Here is a 14,388-nt window from a genome sequence, read left to right as displayed (position 1 = left end):
TCCTCGAGAAGGATCCCGAGCTTTACCGGGAGGTCGAGAAGGTCCTCAATGACGCGAAAAACCAGTCACTGCCCGACGAGCAGAAGAAGTCGCCCCTGGCGAACATTGCCGAGGGTATCGGCGACTTCGTGGGCGGTATCGCGAAGGCCATCGGCGGGGTGATCAAGGGGCTCGGCGATGCCATCGGGGGGCTGTTCAGCGGGCTCTTCGGGAACAAGGCCTGAGGCGAGAAGCGCTCAAGAGCTGTATGAATGGTATACTAAAAATGATCCATGGGCCGGAGTGTCGGCAGTCAAAAAGTGATCCACCCTGACCACCCCTGAAAAGGTGAAGAGGGCGTAGTTCGCCGGCAGAGTGCAGGGATCCCCGCTTCAGGTCTTCCGCCTGCTCCTGTAGCGCTCTATTGCCTTCCTCACGATGCCCGTCGCCTCGACGGGGCCCTGGAAGGACTCCACCGTGGTCTTCTTGGACTCAAGCGCCTTGTAGTCCTCGAAGAACCTCCTTATCTCCCTGAGTTTGTGCCCGGGGAGCTGCGAGATATCCTTATAGTGGGCATACTCCGGATCGTTGACATGGACCGCGATGATTTTATCATCGGCCTTGCCCCCGTCTATCATGTGCATTGAGCCGATAGCCTTCGCTTCGACGATAGTGAGGGGATATACGGGCTCCTGGCCCAGCACCAGCACATCAAGAGGATCGCCGTCATCGCACAGAGTCCTTGGAATGAAGCCGTAGTTCGCGGGGAAGACGACTGAAGAGTAGAGGACCCTGTCAACGCGCAGCAGTCCCGTCTTTTCGTCCACTTCGTACTTGTTCTTGGAGCCCTTGGGAATCTCTATGATCACGTTGAAAACATCGGGGCTTCTGTCACCGGGGTCCACATCATGGAGCGGATTTACCGCTGCCTCTCCTTCAGCGGGCCAGACAATCGACAATACTATGATCACCGCCGTGATAAGAACAGTGGCAGCCGGAAGCAGAGGGAGTACTTTGCGCCTTCTTATCCGGCATTTTTTTTCTTTCATGGGAGTCATCCTTCCCGGGTAACCGCATTGCCACGGGGGGACTTCTCCAGATTGCCAGGCGGATCCTTTCCATCCCGAATGGTGCCGGCACTGAAGCCGATATATACCGGGCTGACTTTCCCGCTCACATCGGCGCCCCTCGAGAGGAGCAGCCCGACAATTCGCACGGCTCCTTTCCAGACTGTGTGGTACAGGGGAGTGATTCCATCCTCATTTCCTGAGGAAAAGGAGACAGAGCGATTGATGGAGAACCAGAATATGCTGCTACCCCTATTCCCTATTACTGATATGGACAGCCGCAGGGACATCATCGATTTGCTGCAGGAGCCAAGGTGACTCATGACGGATTGAAATCGGCACACCGCCTCAAAGGACTGCCGGACGCACTTCTGTGTGCCTTTTTGATCGTTGTCCTCATTACAAGCTCCGCAGACGCCGAGGACATTACCGACCGCAAGGTGGCGAAAACGGCCCTGCAGGACCGTGAAGGATGGAACGGTCATTTATGCCGACGTGGTGACAGCCACCGCCATGATCAAAAAAGAATGTGCCATATAGGGATGTTCAGGGACATGACGGAGAGAAGAAGAGTGGAAGCGCTTCTGAGAGAGGCTCTCAATGAAAAAGAGGTGCTGCTGGATGAAAAAAAGGCCGGCGACATCATCTCTCTTTTGAAAGTGAGATCTGAAGATGCGAAGCTTGAAATATCGCCGTGAGGTCCCGCAGCCGTATCAGGAGGGCATCATGCACCATTTGATGATTGTGCTGCTCCTTTTCCTGCTCTCGATTCCGGCTGGGGCAGCCGATCTGCCTGCGCCTCCCTTCAGGAAATCGTGGGCCTACGAAGTGGAGAAGGAGCTTGGCGAGCAGCCCGGGTACTTTGCGCTCAGCAAAGGAACATTGTGCTTTACTGCACACCGCTCCTTTGGTGCCATTGATTTTTCTTCCGGAAAGATCCTCTGGAAAAAATCCCTCAAGAGCCAGGCCGTGCTGGCTGCGGACTGCGAAGATGACAGATTTTATGTGGCGCTCGGGAAAAAGGCTTCTTTTTCCAATGAGCATCAGTCAGGGAAAGAGCAGATCATCGCCTTTGATCCCCGCTCCGGGAAAGAGTTATTGGACATTCCGCTTGACAGGATTGACTGTAAGCCCGCCATAGAGGCCCATATATTGTATTGCGTCTTTGCTGATAATACGATGAAAGCGATTGATCTGAACACGCAGAGGACACTCTGGACAACAACGGTTAAGGATTTCGATAAAAGAGAGAAGAATCGATACTTCAGAAATGAAAAAAGCCTCAAGGCAGAAAAGGCACATCTCTTCATCAAAGATGAATACAGGCTGTTATGCGCAGACTGCCGTACAGGCACTATTCAATGGAAGTATGATATCAAAGATTTCTATTGGCACTATTCAACGGATGAGAAGGGAGCGCATGTCTATCTCGCTCTCGGGGAAGAGGTGAGATCGCTCAATGGGCGGGATGGAAAGCTGGAATGGGCTGTCTCGATTGATAGTGCTGTTGGTGGATCCCCAGTTCCTTGTGGAGGCCTTGTAATTCTTGCAGGCCGTGATTTCACGCTCTATGCACTGAAGGCCGACAATGGGAAAATCAAATGGACCTATGAGCTTTCAAAGGAAGCAGGTCCGAATATTTCGGAGCTATTTGTCGAAAATGATACCGTTATTGCGGCAGTTAACAGCAAAATGCTCGCCCTTACCCTGTCAGGTGAGAAGCTCTGGGAGTTTGACACTGAAGTCTATCATCTCTGGGTCATTATGTTTGTGGATGATGGATTCCTCTTCTCATCGGGCCACGAAATCCTGCGATATACTATGGGCACACCGCCTGAAATCCCCTCCACTGCAAAGGAAAGACGAATCCTTGCCGAAGAGCTCGTATCCCGTTTTGACAGTCTGGGAAAAGATGAGAAGTGCTTCCTGGGCAAACTGGGTGATGAAGGCTTCGAGGCCCTTCTGCCATCGGTAAAAGAGCGATTGCAGGCATTCGACAGGACACCTCCGAAAAAGACGGCGTCTTGGAGAGATTATTACCGGAATGTCGATGACAGAAGCGAAGAATACCTTAGGTTTGAACGTGCCCTTGGTGTGCTTCAAAACACCATGAGCAGCGCGCATACGCCCGAGCTCTTTTCCTTTTTGTCGCTGGCACGGAAGGATACCGCAAAGTACGCGATATTGAAAGTCATCTCCACAAAGGGAGATGAGAAACTGACGATCCCGTTCTTCCTTGATGTGCTGAGGGCGGGCAGCAAAAAGGACAAAAAAACCTTCGATTATCTTTATACCACAGCTCTTTATGCCGTTGCCGATTCAAAGTCTCAGGCCGCCGTTGATTACTTCATTGAGGAGCTTGCCAACCCTCAATCTCCTATTCGGCACACCGCATATTTGAGCCTGGGGAGCACAGGGGGCGAGCGGGGAGCGCGGGCAATACTCGCCGCCAGAGACACCTCCCTCACGATTCCAACAATCGAGAGCTATGCAAAGTTCTATGAACTTGGTCCGGAGGTCAGCAGGACCGAAACCAATATTTTTGACGACCGATTGGCCCAGGTGAGAAAAGATCGCAATGGGACAAAGTGGGGGCTTGCGCAGTCATATGTTCTCGGCTCCCTGCAGGATGCCTGGATTTTGAAATTCGACGGCAAGGAGTGGAAGGAGCCGCTCTTCACCGGGAAGACAATCAGAGAGCTTGATATGGAAAAAAGCGATTGGATTTCCACGCTGGCTCTCAACGGCGACATGAGAAAAGACAGCGACGGCGACGGATGGACCGATGAAGTGGAGAAGCGCCTGGGCACCGATCCGCTCAATAAGGACACCGACGGGGACGGTCTCATTGACAGTGCCGATAAAAATCCCCTCGCTGCGCCGCGTGCTTTGAGCGAAACGGAAAAGGTGCTGAGAGCCGCCTTTGAGGGCAGGTTCTGCTTCTCATCAGGTAAAGGATTCAGGGTTCCCTGCCTGGTGAAGCTCCCCGAAGGCATTGAGCCGCTCGAATTCATCGGGTACGACTGGATCATAATCCCGGAAAAGAAGGGAGAGAAGAGCCCTCTCGAAAAGGCCAGGGCTGTCGTTGATCGCCTGGGAGTTTTGGTGGTGAGCTTTGCCATGCCCCCCAGTGATTTTGATGAAAATATCGTGCGTGAAAATAAAGAAGGCAGGTTCATTCTCTGGAACAAGGACAGAACTGAGGCGAAGCTTCTTTTCTCAACACATTATGGCGATCTCAACGCCTCGGAAACTGAGATCCATCTTAAAAAATTCGGCGACGACTGGATCGTGGTAAAAATGCGGGTTATCAGGGTTTCTTGATGCGGAGCCCCATCCCGGCAACCTGCCAGGAGCCTGATGCCACATTCCAGGCTCAAATTCCCATTATTTTCCTTTTCTGCTATAATGATATCGTAACGGAGATTACCGCAGACAATATTATCGCCCACCCTGAGATAATACTTTCAGCCATCACTTTGCAGAACCGGGATCCGGATATCCAATCGGTAAAATCACACCGGGCCGGCGGATTCCTGATGTTGCTCCGAGAAACCAGGCAGCATGAGAGCTCAGAAAGTCCATATTGACAGGACAGTTATGAAGAAAAGCCTTCCTTGGCTCATTTTACTATTGATTCTATCCCCCACTCTCTGCCTGTGCGCCCCTTCTCTGGAAGAAGGGCTCTGGAGAAAAGCCTGTGAATATTACAGCGCCTCGGTGACTCTTGAAAAAACAAGCTACAGGGCCGCTTTAGAATCATATGAGAAAGCTCTCACCGCACTTGAAGAAATCGTGACCTCCTTCCCCGACTCCCCCACTGCCAGGCAGCTCCAGAGCGGGGAGAGAAAGCTGGGAAAGCTCACCTATCAAGAATTCAGGAGCTCACTGCTTCCAAGGGCACGACTGAGAGCGGAAGCGGAAGAAGACCCTGTCGCCTGTGCCATATTGATATGGGAAAAGACCAAAAGAAATGAGTTTTATGGCGCAATTCTCGCTTCAGAGGCTTATGCGAAGAGAGGGCAGCCTGACAAGGCCATTGCCTACGCAGAAACAGAAGCCAACGTGTATTTAAGAGAAGATGCCTTTGTAGGGGTGACCAGGGCATGCGCTGAAAAAGGTGATATTGAGGGAGCAAGGCGCGCCCTGAAGAAATTGAAAGAGCTGGAAAAAGCTGACGAGACAGGCGGATATGTTTATAAGCTCATCAGGGCCGCGGTCTGGCTTGACTCTGCACTGGTGAGGGCTGGAAGAGTCACTGAGGTGTCCTCAGTGCTGTCCCAGGCTGTCGCACAGGGAAATGACTGCTCTGAGGTTTATGAAGTGGCGGCAGAAGCTTACCTTGAAGCCGGCATCTATGAAAAGGCCTTTGAATGCGCTCTTAAGATTCCCGATCCCGAGACTCGCTCGGAAACACTCAGTGAGCTTTCCCGCCAAATGATCAAGGTGAGCGATTCAGAGATGGCACTCAGGTATGCTGGGCTGATCAGCGAGCCAAGAAACAGGGCAGATGCATATGCCTCCCTGGTGGAATTCTATCTTGCAAGAGAGGAAGATGTGCGGCTTCCCCTCGATGAGGCAATGAAGAGTGCACAGATGATCAAGGATCCCTATGAACGAATAGATAGACTGAGTGAGATTTCAAAAAGTCTCGCGAAAGCGGGCCATAAAGAGCAGGCGCTTGAAGTGCTCGAATATGAAAAACAAGCAGTTTCGGCGATGAATAAGGGCAAAAAGAGACTCATTCCACTTGTGTATTACCTGCTTCCCGGGTATATGCTTCTCAATCGCAAGGACCTGGCTTGCTCAGCCTTGATGGAGCACTTGAATGGAAAATATGCCTTGCCTGATGAGAAAGACCGCACAAGGGTGGCTGCTCGTGGTTTTGCCATCATAGGCGATTATAAAAAAGCCTGCCGTTATGCGGGGAATGATGAGCAGCTCATGACTGATGTAGCTGAAAGTGCCGCCAAAGCCGGATGCTTTGAAAATGCTCTCAAAATTGCAGGGATGATCAATGATGAGCAATACAGGCACAGCGCAGAAACAACTCTTTATGCCATTCAAGCCCATCATTACAGAAAGCTGGGGAATACCGGAAAGTCACAGGAGGCGCTCAGGAAAACACTGGCGGCTGCCCGTTCCATAGAAAAAAGCTGGCTTCTCGATTCCACTATGAATGGACTCGCATACTGTTTTGAGCAAAAGGGCGATATCGAGGAGTGGAAAGTGATAGTGGAGAAGATATCGTGGTATAATCAACGCTCTAATCTGCAATATTGGATCGTCCGGCATTATATGGAGTCTGGTGAAGTTGAAAAAGCCCATCAGACAGCGGTAGGGATACAAGGGGGATTGCTTTCGACGCTCATAAGATCACAGGCATTTGTAGAAACCTCGATTGGATATGCAAAAAGAGGTGATTGGGAGCTCGCTCTCGAGGTGGCGGGGGAAATAGATGATGACTGGAGCAGGGTGGTCGCTCTCTGCACCATTGCACCATACTGCAGGGAACCTCTTACCGAGAGGGCGAAAAACGCCCTTCACCGGATTATTGAAAAGCTGGAGCAGTGAAGAGCGAGGCTTATCAATAGTAAGGTCTTGAATCTGTGTGTCAGTCGGCGAGCGAATCAGAAAGCCCCTGCAGGCTCACCTGCTTGCTGCATAAAGTACAGGCTGATGAAGATAGGGCGAGATGCTTACGATATCTTGTCTATGCTTTTCCACGACCCATTTGCTCCTTTTCTTTACCATAAAGAAAACTCCCCAATCACTCGCCAGACCATCTTTATGATAGCCTCCATCAACTTCTGCCCTAGAGGTGCTGATGAACCTTATAGAAGATATATAGAAGACGATCCCCTTTTCCCCAGTCTCTTTGTCAAATTGCTGGCAAGGCATCTCTTTCTGACACGATGATTTTGATACTTTTTTCACCGGCGGTATGTTTCCCTGAAAGCGTTTCATAATGTCATCTCTTGGATCTTTGCCATAGAGAGAAAGAAAAAAGACCTTTACTTCTTTCCAAGAGGAAAATCCCTTTATCTGGGAGCGGAAGACGGCCTCAATTATATCGTCTATATCTTTCTGCCTCGATGGGGAAGCTGCGCCGGGCATGGGAAAAGCGACCGTGAAGAAAAGACAGAGCACTATTGACAGAAAAGCCTTATTCATAGGTCCCCTTACTATTGTATCATACAGAGATAATGATTATAACAGAGGCTCCCCTCCTGTCAAGCCGGGGTCTTATCAATTGGAGTGGAAGCTGTTGAGTGCCTGGAGGTAAAGTCCTCTCTCCTGTTGAACCCAAATACCAAAAGGCCTCCGGTGGGGGAAGTCTCATGAGATCGATCCGCCTGCTTCCCATTGCGGTCATATTGATTCTATCGGCTTGCATCGCATTGTACGGCGCCGATGATGAAAAGGCCCTCTTTGACAAGGGCATGTCTTATATCGATGAAGCACTCTATCACAAAGCCATCGAATCCTTCAAGAAGCTTCTGAATGACTATCCCGAGGGATATTACCGTGAGGCGGCACTACAGGAGCTCGGGCTCTGCCATATGAAACTCAACGAGAAAGACGAGGCCCTCACCTATTTCGAAGATCTTGAGGAGAGTGCTTCAAGCCCGCTCTGGAAGGCACGGGCTCACTGGCGACTGGCGGAGCTCTTCCAGCGCTATCGCCAGAAAGCGGGTCATGTGGCGGAAGAATATGAAAAAGCCGAGGCCCTCCTTGCCGGTATTCCCGGAGCCAAGGAAGAGCGCTGCGCCCTTCTGCTTGCCATGGCCTCCATTTATACCGGAAGTCCGAAATTCTCTGACGTATCGGATTTTTATGCCGGAAAACCGGAATCGCTCGCCAAGGCCGAATCAATTCTGCAGAAAATTTTTGCTCTAGATCCGTCCAGCACTATGCGCTGTAAAGCCCTGCTTGAATTGGGAGAGCTTATGGGCAAAAAGAGAGACTATGATAAGGCTGAAAAATACTTCAAAGAGATTCTCACCCTTTCAGAAGACTCAGAGGAAACAGGAGATGCCCTTTACAGGCTGGCAAGAATCGAAGAGATACGGAAGCATTATAATGACGCCTTATCGTGGTACCGGCGCCTTCTCAGGAGCTTTCCCGGATCCAAGCCTGCAGAATCCTCCATAAAAAGAATCACGGCCCCATATGTATACCTCAAGGGGCTTCCCCCTTTTCTTGCCGGGGAGAAGCCTAAAATCCTTCTCACGACGAGAAACATCGACAATGTCAGTTTCCGCGCCTACGAGGTCGATATGATAGACCTTTTCAGGGATGTCCGCTGGAAGAATAAAGATATAGCCTTTGACCTGCCTGAAAACTGCCTGAGAGCTTCCTGGGAGCTGGCCATACCGGGAAAAGATGATCATATTGAAATTCAGAAGGAATACGACGTGCCCCTTAATGAACGAGGAGCCTATATCATCGAGGCACGGGCCGGAAGCTCCGTCGTGCGCACTCTCACCATCATCTCCTCCCTTTGTGTCCTCCAAAGCGGGCGCTATCTTTTTGCTGCAGACAGAAAGACGGGAGAGCCTCTCCGTGGAGTCGAGCTTTTTGCAGAAAACAGCACCTCTTATCACAGTGACAAAAGGGAGGGAAAGCAATGCGCCGTAATCATCCCGCTCGGCCATACCGACGGAAGAGGCCTCTTCTATTGGAAAGATGAGAGCCTGCCGGATGATGTTTATTCACTTTTTGCCCGCCATGGAAAAGATTTCACCGTCATTCCCATGGTCTCTCCTCCCCATCCTCTCATTCCAGAGTTTAATGATCCACACCGGATTTACCTCTATACCGACAGGCCGCTCTATCGCCCGGGACAGGTGGTGCATTTCAAGGGAATCGTGAGAAAGGAGGTACATGGATCGTATGAGAACCTCCCTGGAGCCCCGGTGACACTCTATGCCGAGGACCAGGAGAGAAAAAAGATCTTCTCTGCCCGCGACATAATCACCACCCGCTTCGGCACATTCAGCGGTGAGTTCACCTTGGACAAAAGCACTCCCCCGGGTTCCTATACCCTCTATGCACAGGCCATCTGCAGGAGGGGCTTTGCCCGGTTCTCCGTGGAAGAATACCGGAAGCCCGATTTCAAAGTCGCCCTCACCTCTCCTGAGCCATGGTATTTTTCGGGAGATACGGTAAATATCAAGCTCAAGGCAGAGTATTATTCTGGCGGTGGAGTGCCGGGAGCTTCGATCCGCCTCTCTGCATCAGGTTACCCTTACAGGTACCGATTCGCTCAAGGAGAATACTCCCATGAGCCGGTCCGTCATTATTACTATGGTGAAGAGACAAATCAAAAAATAATCTCATTGTATGCTGCCGAAGCCTCTACCGATGGAGCAGGCCATGCCTCATTCACCGTCTCACTCCCTAAGGACTCCAAAGATATGCTGGTGAGAGTGGAGGCTAATGTGACCGATAGAGGCAGGCGCGAGGTGGCAAAGACGCTCTGGCTTAAAGCAGTTCGCTCAGACTGCTATCTTGACGTGAATACCTCAGCACACTTTGTGACTCCCGGCGATCCGCTCACGGTGCATATTCGTGCGGAAAACCCGCTCGGCAGGCCCCTGTCCAAATCAGTACAGGTGAAAGGATACCGCATAGAGGCGCACAGCACCATTGTGAATGGCAGAGAAGATAAGAAGGAGCTTCTCAAGGAGGAGCTGTTCTCAAGAGAGCTCGCCACCGGGAGCACAGGCCTTGCTTCATTCACCTTCAAGCCTGCGGTAGAGGGAATGATAAAGATCTTCGCCGTAGCAAGTGACATGCATAACCGGGAAGTCTCAGACAGCACTTACCTTACCGTCTCTCAAGCGGCGGGTGACAGCACCTGGAAGCCCGGGGGGCTCAGTATCATCACCGATAAATCATCATATCACCCCGGCGAGACTGCAAAAATGCTCATCACTGCCGATCAGGAGGGGAGCAATGGCCTTTTAACCATCGAGGCGGATGAAGAGACGGTTGAGCCTCTCCATTTCAATGGGAAATTGCACATGATTGAGCTTCCGATCAGGAAGGAATACGCGCCCCAGGTTATAGTGAAGGCGGCCATCGTGAAGGATGACAGATTGAGCTCCGATGCCGTATCATTCCAGGTTGTGCCCGAGCATACCAGGCTTTCACTGACACTCGAGCCGGACCGGAATGTCTATGCTCCCCGTGAGAAGGGAATTCTAAAAATCAAGGCGCGTGATGATGAAGATAAGCCTGTAAAAGCAGAGCTTTCACTTGCCGTCGTCGATAAAGCCCTTTTTGCCCTCACTGAAAGAACCGCCATCGATCCGTGGCGTTTCTTTTATGACCGTGAGGAGCACACCGCGTATTCCTGGGTAGCCTCATCCTACGATGTCTGGCATTCCTTCAGCTCATGCGGTTTCAGCAAAGATTTTTTCCTGCTCGACTTCGGAGACAAGGTGTGCTGTCCGCCGCAGCCTCCACCCGATATGGGCTCGGCACGGATCACAGGTGAAAGCACATTTCTCAATGCTCAGATCCGCCGGGATTTCCCAGATACAGCCTTCTGGAGGGCACACATCACTTCCGGCGCCGGGGGAGCGGCAGAGATCACCATTCCCTTTCCCGATTCGCTCACAAGCTGGCAGCTCTCGGCGGTGGGCGTCACTGAAGACACGAAAGTCGGCACCGCTGAGATTACCGTCGTCACCGGGAAAAAATTCAATTCTCGCATCGCTGCGCCACGCTTTTTGACACAGCATGACCGTGCGCTCATCTCGGGGATTATCCATAACGGGAGAAAGGAGACACTCGAGGTGAAAGCCCGGCTTGATGTACAAGGTCTTTCCCTCGAAGAGCCGGCTGAAAAGAGCCTGACCCTGCCACCCGGCAGGGAAGCGCGACTGGACTGGAAGGTACGGGCCGACCATCCGGGCAAGGCGACGGTGACTCTCCGGGCGCTCACCAGGAAAGAATCAGACGCGATGGAGATTTCCTTGCCAGTGATACCCCATGGATTCGAGCATACAATTCATGTGGGTGCCCAGGTCGAGGGGAGAAAAGATCTATGCTTCCAGATTCCTGAAAAACGTAACGTCGAGACGACGCACCTGGATCTTATCCTTTCTCCTTCACTCGCCTCGGTACTGATGGACTCGCTCGATTATCTGGAACATTTCCCCTATGGCTGTGCAGAGCAGACGCTGAACCGCTTTCTCCCCGCGGTAGAGACAGCCGGGGCACTGAAAGCATCCGGCCTGAGCCCGGGGAATCTGGAGAAGCGTCTTCCTCTTATGGTCTCCGGAGGCCTTATCAAGCTCTATGACTTCCAGCATGGTGACGGAGGCTGGGGATGGTGGTATCAGAAACAATCCAGCGCCACCATGACCGCATATGTGCTCAATGGCCTGGAAATGGCAAAGAAGGCGGGATTCCGTGTCGATGAAGATCGCCTTGCAGGAGCCTATGATTTCCTGAGAAGAGAGTATGGAAAGGGAGTATGGAAAAACGGCCGGCCTTTCATTCTGTTCGTCCTTTCCCGGAAGCCGGTGAATACCCCGGGCCTGAAGAAAGAGGCGCAGGCTCTCCTCGATGATCGCCGGAACCTCTCTGACCAGGGCATCGCGTATCTGCTGAGAGCTCTTCACCGCCTTGGGGAAAAGGAAAAGGCCGCCACGCTTCTCAAGTATCTTGAGGACAGGGTCGGGCACGAGGGCGATATGGCTTTCTTCGGCAGCGGATCAGTGAGTGAATGCTCCAAGGTCGAGACGACGGCAGATGTCCTGCAGACATTTGAAGAAGTCAGGCCCGATCATCCCCTCATTCCAGGGATGGCTCTCTATCTGGTGCTCTCCCGCACCGGAAGCCACTGGGAATCCACGAAATCCTCAGCAGCCGCCGTCAATGCCCTTACCGTCAGGCTCGCGAAAAGCCTGGAGCAGAAGGAGGAGCTCCCTGTCAGTGTTGCACTGAACGGCTCCAGTGTATTTGAAGCCAAGGTGTCAAGGAGCACCATGCTTGACTTCCCGGGCACCATGACCATTCCTTCCCGGAAGCTGAAGACCGGCGAGAATACTCTGACCATACAGTCAGGCTGCAAGGAGCCTCTCTTCTGCTCAGCATCCCTTCATTACTGCTCTCAGGAGGAGAATATCCCGGCACAGGGCGACCTCCTCAGAATTTCCAGGGAATACCTGCCGACGCAGCACCCTGAGAGAAGGACGCCCCCGCTCTCCTCCATCAAATCCGGGGAAGAATTCTCAGTGCGACTCACTATTGATGCAAAAAACGACTTCGAATATCTGGTCCTGGAGGATCCAAGGCCCGCCGGATGCGAGGTGTCAGAAGGATCCGTCTGGGAAAGGAATCAGTGTTTCAGCAATTGCGAGATCAGGGATGAAAAAACTGTCTTCTTCTTCACAGAGCTTGAACGGGGAAAGCATATCCTGGAATACAGGATCCGTGCGGAAGTTCCCGGTGACTACCACGTAATGCCGGCATCAGTATCGCCTATGTACAATCCCGAATTCAAGGGGACAAGCGCTGAATCGCGTATAAAGATAGCACAGTGATAAGGCTCTACTGGAAGAAGCCTTTTAATGCCCGTCTTGTAAGGAGGAGACCGACTTTGAATAATGAAGAGGCATCTGAGGGGAGCCGCCTCATTGAGCGGCCATCACAGTCAAAGCCTCAGCGTGGGGGAGGGGGTCCGCCCAAGGCGCCGCCCGGCGCTCCGCCCGATGTGCCGGGAAGTGGTGGCTCACACCGCTGGGGCTGGACTGAATCTTCCAGCGGACCCTATGTGATTGTGCGGGGAGAGCTCGGCAGGTTAAAGATGCCATTGCAGGAAGCCCGCAGGCTGAAAATCAACGACATTCTTACCTTGGACAGGGATGAGGGTGATCCCGCTGTCATTTCAATCAACGGAAAAGAGGTGGGGAAAGGGAATATTGAATCAATCGGCCATCAGACCGCCATACAGATATTTGAAACCATCCCCGGGAGAAAGCTGATATCCGTAATTTTGCCGCGGAAAGAAAGCCTGACAGGAAAATACAGGTGATATCGAGTGAGACGTCTGAAGGCCTCAAGCGGACATTGTGCCATTAAAAATGGAACAATGGCACAAATGCGGCGGCCATTATCAAAGAAAGCAAAAGGAGCGTGGAACATTGGACGAACAGTACCAAAATGACTGCCGTGCTCAGAAAGGTATTACTCATCAGGCGGCGGTAGAAGATGGCCAGGATAATGGTAATAACCATGATAATCAGGAAGTATTTAAAAGGGCTCCCTATAAGAAAAAATGCAAGACGAGTAACCAGAGGGCTGGAAATATTGTATTTTCCTATATAGCGGGCCAAGATTGCGATGGAGATATGAAAGAAAGTTAAAGAAATCAAGAACATTGAATAGCCTGCAATAATAAGACGCAGACTCCATTTCTCATTGAAAAGAGCATGCTGACGGCATTGCAGCATCGTGTCTTTCTCTTTTAAGCATTCATTGCGCTCTTCCGCCAGAATGACCAACTCCTTCATCAAAAGGCTCTTAACACAGGCGACAAGGACAGATGAAGCAGGACAGAATCAGTGAGAAAATTATCATTATTAATGATTGGGAAGCAAAAAGAAGGATAAGAAGCGTATTCAGAAGAGTTTCTTTCGAGAGCCACAATCTGTACCAAAAAAATATCGCGATTCCCAGCAAGGTCAAAAACAATAGCATCACAACACCCCGAAAACAAATATAATATTCGTATTCATCATGGAAAAAATATCTCAAATCTTTTAAAAATTCTGAAGAATTATCGCTCACAAAGAAGAAAAATGCCAATTTGGATATGACGGGCAGCTTCACATTGCCTTCACTCATCATCAAATGGTGATAATTATGTTCAACCACATCGAAGGCCTCATGGAGGAAACAGTAAGAGAGCACAATCATGATATATCCGAGAAGAATAAGGAGCGCCTTATGCTTTCTCTTGAGAGTCACTCTATACAGTCCCTTTCACTGTGAAAACAGAAACCCGGCCTGGCCTGCCCATCAAAATCTATTACTGCCTGCACGACAAAGAAAAATATATTCCAGAAAGGTATCAATAAGAGAATATGACTCTACCGCAGGTCTTTCCACCCCCCGGTCGATTTCCCAACTTCTATTATACAGTTTTTCCTCAGGTCTCACAAGCACAGCGTCAAGCATAACCGGCATAGCTTCATCAGCAGAAATGTGGCAGTAGCTTTAATCCTGACGATATGCCAGCAACGCTCCCATGAAACATCACTGCACAATACTGCCCCGTCCCACCTATCCATACCACAAGAATCCCAGTCAAAATTACTGGTAA

At 51.1% G+C, this 14,388-nt stretch carries 8 protein-coding genes; 5 read left to right on the top strand and 3 right to left on the bottom strand.

The genetic code is table 11. From position 1 onward, the window contains the following. Positions 1–371: 371 nt before the first annotated feature. Positions 372–1,028 (bottom strand): inorganic diphosphatase, encoded by a 657-nt coding sequence (locus RDV48_16585; protein MDQ7824420.1) that lies wholly within the window; start codon positions 1,026–1,028, stop codon positions 372–374. A gap of 332 nt (positions 1,029–1,360) precedes the next feature. On the opposite strand from RDV48_16585, the gene RDV48_16580 reads away from it, so the two are divergent. The 3 genes from RDV48_16580 (at position 1,361) to RDV48_16570 (ending at position 6,620) form a co-directional block, all read left to right on the top strand. Further along, complete coding sequence (locus RDV48_16580) at positions 1,361–1,744, top strand: hypothetical protein (GenBank protein MDQ7824419.1); 384 nt, start codon at positions 1,361–1,363, stop codon at positions 1,742–1,744. Positions 1,745–1,772: 28 nt separating this feature from the next. After that, the gene (locus RDV48_16575) at positions 1,773–4,370 is read left to right on the top strand and encodes a PQQ-binding-like beta-propeller repeat protein (protein ID MDQ7824418.1); all 2,598 of its coding nucleotides are present in this window, start codon (positions 1,773–1,775) and stop codon (positions 4,368–4,370) included. A gap of 240 nt (positions 4,371–4,610) precedes the next feature. Beyond that, complete coding sequence (locus RDV48_16570) at positions 4,611–6,620, top strand: hypothetical protein (protein MDQ7824417.1); 2,010 nt, start codon at positions 4,611–4,613, stop codon at positions 6,618–6,620. 75 nt (positions 6,621–6,695) lie between these two features. Here RDV48_16570 and RDV48_16565 read toward each other — a convergent pair whose 3' ends face one another. After that, a complete protein-coding gene (locus RDV48_16565) occupies positions 6,696–7,220 on the bottom strand; it encodes a hypothetical protein (protein ID MDQ7824416.1) in 525 nt (174 codons plus the stop codon). A 167-nt stretch (positions 7,221–7,387) separates the two neighbouring features. On the opposite strand from RDV48_16565, the gene RDV48_16560 reads away from it, so the two are divergent. Beyond that, entirely contained in the window at positions 7,388–12,607 is a 5,220-nt protein-coding gene (locus RDV48_16560; protein ID MDQ7824415.1) for an MG2 domain-containing protein, read from the top strand. Between the two features lie 56 nt (positions 12,608–12,663). Beyond that, on the top strand, positions 12,664–13,098 hold the full coding sequence (locus tag RDV48_16555) for a FliM/FliN family flagellar motor C-terminal domain-containing protein (protein ID MDQ7824414.1): 435 nt from the start codon (positions 12,664–12,666) through the stop codon (positions 13,096–13,098). Positions 13,099–13,141: 43 nt separating this feature from the next. On the opposite strand, the gene RDV48_16550 is transcribed toward RDV48_16555, so the two are convergent. Next, positions 13,142–13,576, bottom strand: coding sequence for a hypothetical protein (locus RDV48_16550; GenBank protein ID MDQ7824413.1), 435 nt, complete (start codon positions 13,574–13,576; stop codon positions 13,142–13,144). Between the last annotated feature and the right edge of the window lie 812 nt (positions 13,577–14,388).

The sequence above is a fragment of the Candidatus Eremiobacterota bacterium genome (assembly GCA_031082125.1).
Lineage (GTDB): Bacteria > Vulcanimicrobiota > CADAWZ01 > CADAWZ01 > Ess09-12 > Ess09-12.
This window is presented reverse-complemented; position numbering and strand designations above follow the sequence as displayed.